Annotated in this window: 7 protein-coding genes; all 7 read left to right on the top strand. The window is 29.8% G+C overall.

The window, feature by feature from the left end; all coding sequences use genetic code 11:
- The coding region (locus ACQCX0_RS00340; protein WP_462562053.1) for a YmdB family metallophosphoesterase at window positions 1–464 on the top strand (464 nt) is incomplete at its 5' end.
- A gap of 57 nt (window positions 465–521) precedes the next feature.
- Window positions 522–1,088, top strand: coding sequence for a cytochrome b (locus ACQCX0_RS00335; RefSeq protein ID WP_462562052.1), 567 nt, complete (start codon window positions 522–524; stop codon window positions 1,086–1,088).
- Window positions 1,089–1,134: 46 nt separating this feature from the next.
- Entirely contained in the window at window positions 1,135–1,887 is a 753-nt protein-coding gene (locus ACQCX0_RS00330; RefSeq protein WP_462562051.1) for a YebC/PmpR family DNA-binding transcriptional regulator, read from the top strand.
- Window positions 1,888–1,906: 19 nt separating this feature from the next.
- On the top strand, window positions 1,907–2,410 hold the full coding sequence (gene ruvC, locus ACQCX0_RS00325) for a crossover junction endodeoxyribonuclease RuvC (RefSeq protein WP_462562050.1): 504 nt from the start codon (window positions 1,907–1,909) through the stop codon (window positions 2,408–2,410).
- Window positions 2,407–3,036, top strand: a complete 630-nt coding sequence (gene ruvA / locus ACQCX0_RS00320; protein ID WP_462562048.1) for a Holliday junction branch migration protein RuvA — start codon at window positions 2,407–2,409, stop codon at window positions 3,034–3,036. Before ruvC ends, ruvA begins: the two co-directional genes overlap by 4 nt.
- A 10-nt stretch (window positions 3,037–3,046) precedes the next feature.
- A complete protein-coding gene (gene ruvB, locus ACQCX0_RS00315) occupies window positions 3,047–4,051 on the top strand; it encodes a Holliday junction branch migration DNA helicase RuvB (RefSeq protein WP_462562047.1) in 1,005 nt (334 codons plus the stop codon).
- 49 nt (window positions 4,052–4,100) lie between these two features.
- On the top strand, window positions 4,101–4,304 hold the full coding sequence (locus ACQCX0_RS00310; protein WP_462562046.1) for a hypothetical protein: 204 nt from the start codon (window positions 4,101–4,103) through the stop codon (window positions 4,302–4,304).
- The last annotated feature ends 19 nt before the right edge of the window (window positions 4,305–4,323 follow it).

Here is a 4,323-nt window from a genome sequence, read left to right as displayed (position 1 = left end):
TTAAAAATCCCTTTCAAAGTATTACAGCAATTTTAGAAAAATATCAACTTACAGATAATGTGGATGTAATCTTAATAGATTTTCATGCAGAAATAAGCAGTGAAAAAACAGCATTAGGATTATATGTAGAAGGAAAAGTATCTGCACTAATCGGTACGCATTCTCATATCCCCACGAATGATGCTAGGATTTTATCAAAAGGAACTGCTTATCAAACAGATGTGGGAATGTGCGGAGATTATTACTCTGTAGTTGGAATGGATAAAGATATTGTAGTGAATAGATTTTTAACCCAAGAAAAAACCCAAAGATTAGAACCTGCAAAAGGTAAAGCTAGTTTTTGTGCTCTATATTTGGAGATAGATGATGATAACGGCTTATGTAATTATTGTAGCCCTATAGTTTTAGGGGGAAGCTTACAAGAGTTTATTCCAAAAAAACTTAGTGCTAAAATAATATTTTAAGATGCAATACTTATTAATTATAATATATAATATAAAAAATTAGGATAAAAGCTTTATATGACTTACTCTAAGAGCTTACAAATAAAAATATTTGATAATGAGATACAATATGGTTTAGTATCAAAAATATTTCATTGGTTACGAGTACTGTTTTTAATTATGATTTATTTTGCTACTTTTTCAAATAACTATTTACCTATAAATTTATTTCAGTATCATAAAGTGATAGGAGTAGTATTTTTTATAATAATTTGCCTAAATATTTTATGGAAAATATTTAATGTTCACCCTAATGGTAGTGCTACTAGTGTTCTTGAGAAGAATATCAGAAATGTAATTCAAGGTTTATTATATTCATTAATGTTGTTAATTCCGATTTTGGGTGTAATAGGGCATTATAATTTTGGGAATGAACTTATGTCGCATTTATACGATAATATTTCTTTCCTAAGTTTTTTAGAGAATATTCTGTTTCTAGACCCTCAGGCTTTAAGAACTATTATGGGTACCATTCATAGATTGGTGGCACAGTATTTGCTACCGGCTTTAATTTTTTTACATATAATTGTTATAATATATAATCAATTCATTAGAAAAAATCATGAGGTTCAAAAAATGATGTAATTAATGTATATTATGAGGTAATAGGTAATAAAAAATAAGGAAAGATATGGCAGGACATTCCCAATTTAAGAATATAATGCATCGTAAAGGGTCTCAAGATAAAAAAAGAGCAAAAATCTTTACAAAAATTAATAGAGAAATTATGGTGTCAGTAAAACAAGGCAGTGCCGATTTTAACTCTAATCCAAGGTTAAGAGTGGCAATTGCTACAGCTAAAGAAGTGAATATGCCTAAAGACAATATTGAGAGAGCTATTAAAAAAGCCTCTAGGGAATTTGATGGTATTAATTATGAGGAAATGCACTATGAAGGCTATGGACCATACGGGGTAGCAATTATTATTGAGGCTTTAACTGATAATAGAAATCGTAGTGCTTCTGATATTAGAACCATTTTTACTAAACACGGTGGGAGCTTAGGAGAAACTGGGAGTGTAAACTTTATGTTTGAGCATTTAGGAGCAATTACTTTTAGTAAAAAAATTACGGATTTTGAAGAACTCTTTGAGTTAGCAACAGAAATTTCAGCTACTGATATTAGAGAAGAAGATTCTTTATATATTGTGAATACTCAAATTGCTAATTTGCATCACAGTACTGATTTTTTAATAAAAAATCTCAAAATAGAGCCCCTTAGTATTGCTATAGAGTGGATGCCTAAACATATAGTATCAATAGAGGAAGTTGATAAAGCTCAAGGGGTTTTAAGATGTATTGATGCTTTAGAAGACAATGATGATATTCAAAAAGTTTTTGCAAATTTTGAGATTAGTCAGCAAATTCTAGAAAAATGCAGTTAATTAATAATAGATTATTAACATGCGCATATTAGGCTTAGATCCCGGTTTAAGATTTACAGGGTGGGGGATTATAAATTACAAAAATAATACCTTAAGTTATGTTAATTCTGGTGTTATTAAGACTAAAGCTGGAGAAGGAGATTCTGTAAAACTTAAGTATATATATCATAATTTAAAGGAAATTATTGAAAAATATCAACCTCAGGAGTGTTCATTAGAAGAAGTTTTTATGAATAATAATCCAAGTTCCGCACTTAAATTAGGTCAGGCAAGAGGAGTAGCCTTAATGGTTCCTGCGGTATATAATTTAAAAGTATTTGAATATGCTCCTAATACTGTAAAAAAAACTATTAGCGGAGTTGGGCATGCTACAAAAGAGCAGGTACAATATATGGTAAAAATGTTATTACCTAAACTAATACTACCTGAGAGAATTGGTAAAAACTTTGATATAACTGATGCTCTGGCAGTGGCAATTTGTCGTTGTTACCATCAAAATCTTATTAAAGAGCAATTCATATGATAGGTCAATTAATAGGGAAAATATCTTTTATGGCAGAAGATAATATTATTCTAAATGCTAACGGAGTTGGTTATTTGGTTTACATTCCCTTAAATAAATTAGGAACAATTAGTATAGGGCAAGAATTAAGTTTATTTATTGAAACTCAAGTACGTGAAGATAGCATTACCTTGTTTGGATTTTTTTCTATGGAGGAAAAAGTAATATTTAATTTATTAAAAACCGTACAAGGAGTAGGAGCTAAAGTAGCTTTAGCTATTGTATCAAATTTAAAAGTAGCTGATATTGCACAAGCTATTTTATTAGGAGAAATTAGTGTTTTTAAAGCAATTACAGGGATAGGAGATAAAGTTGCAACTAGAATTATTGCAGAATTAAAAGATAAGATTAATAAGTTGGCTATAAAATTTCCTACAACTAACCCCAATATTGTTATAAGTGTTGAGGATACGGGCAATTTAAAAATGTTAGAAACACTGAGTGCTTTAGAGGGGTTAGGTTATTCCAAAATTGTAGCTAAAACTGCACTGGGCAATGTGTTGAGAGCATGTAATATTGATGAGGTTACCTTAGAAGAGCTTATCAAAAAATCTTTAGCTTATTTTATGAATAATAAGCTAAAATAGGAATTAGTAAATGGATGAAACAAGAATTATAAATCCGGATTTGCAAGAATATTTAGATATGGATATAAATGTGCGCCCTGCGTTATTGCATGATTTTATCGGACAGGGTAGAGTTAAAGACAATCTAAAAATTTTTATTGATGCTACTCTTGTAAGAAATGAATCTCTAGATCATGTACTAATTTCTGGTCCTCCTGGGTTGGGTAAAACTACTTTATCACAAATTATTGCCCATGAGTTAGGCTCGCAAATAAAAATTACTGCAGGTCCTGCTATTACTAAAAGTGGGGATTTAGCTGCTATCCTTACTAATTTAGAAGCTAGGGACATTTTATTTATTGATGAAATTCATAGATTAAATATTACAGTGGAAGAAATTTTATATTCTGCAATGGAAGATTTTAAATTAGATATTATTTTAGGAGAAGGTCCTGCTGCTAGAGCCCTAAGAATAGATTTACCTAAATTTACTTTGGTAGGAGCTACTACTCGTTTTGGTTTATTATCTAACCCTTTAAGAGATAGGTTCGGTATTAATTTACAAATGGATTTTTATACAATAGCAGAATTACAAACTATCATTTTTAGAACAGCTAAAATTCTTAATATTAAAATTTTACCGGATGGAGCTTTAGAGATTGCTAAACGTTCTAGGGGAACACCGAGAATTGCTAACAGACTCTTAAAAAGAGTGAGGGATTTTTTAACCTTATCACATAAAGAAATTGTAGATAAAGATATAGCTGATGAAACTCTGTATAGATTGGGTGTAGATAATAAAGGACTGGATACAATAGATTTAAAATATCTAAAAAGCATTGCAGATTTTTATGACGGTGGACCGGTTGGTATAGATACAATTAGTGCTATGCTTTCAGAAAGTAAAGATACTATAGAAGATGTTGTAGAGCCTTATTTATTACAACAGGGTTTTATTATTCGTACTCCTAAAGGTAGGATCTTAACCGAGAATTCTTTTTTACATTTGAATCTTAAACCAAGAAGATTGTTATAAATGCTTGTATTTTTAAAGGTCAATTCTTCAAAAATAGAAATCTTCTAGAATGAGTGTATCACAGGTAAATTCACATAAATTATCTCAATTACAAACTACACAATTAAAAGCTGAGAAAATACAAAGGGCTATTTATAAATCTTTTTCAAAAAAACTCTCCTTAAAAGAAGTGCTATTAACAGAAAATAGCTTAACAGCAAAGTTTTCAAAAAATTATTGTAATGAGAAGGTATATAATGGGAATAGTTATTAGGGTTACACAGTTAAATTAA

Source organism: Candidatus Hepatincolaceae symbiont of Strigamia maritima (assembly GCF_055505085.1).
Note: the sequence above shows the minus strand (reverse complement) of the source record. Positions and strands in the feature narration are given on the sequence as shown.

What these genes read in the sequence shown, in the direction of transcription:
- ACQCX0_RS00330 (WP_462562051.1), top strand. Translation starts at nt 1,135, where the DNA reads ATGGCAGGACATTCCCAATTTAAGAATATAATGCATCGTAAAGGGTCT.
- ruvB (WP_462562047.1), top strand. Translation starts at nt 3,047, where the DNA reads ATGGATGAAACAAGAATTATAAATCCGGATTTGCAAGAATATTTAGAT.
- ACQCX0_RS00335 (WP_462562052.1), top strand. Translation starts at nt 522, where the DNA reads ATGACTTACTCTAAGAGCTTACAAATAAAAATATTTGATAATGAGATA.
- ACQCX0_RS00310 (WP_462562046.1), top strand. Translation starts at nt 4,101, where the DNA reads ATGAGTGTATCACAGGTAAATTCACATAAATTATCTCAATTACAAACT.
- ruvA (WP_462562048.1), top strand. Translation starts at nt 2,407, where the DNA reads ATGATAGGTCAATTAATAGGGAAAATATCTTTTATGGCAGAAGATAAT.
- ruvC (WP_462562050.1), top strand. Translation starts at nt 1,907, where the DNA reads ATGCGCATATTAGGCTTAGATCCCGGTTTAAGATTTACAGGGTGGGGG.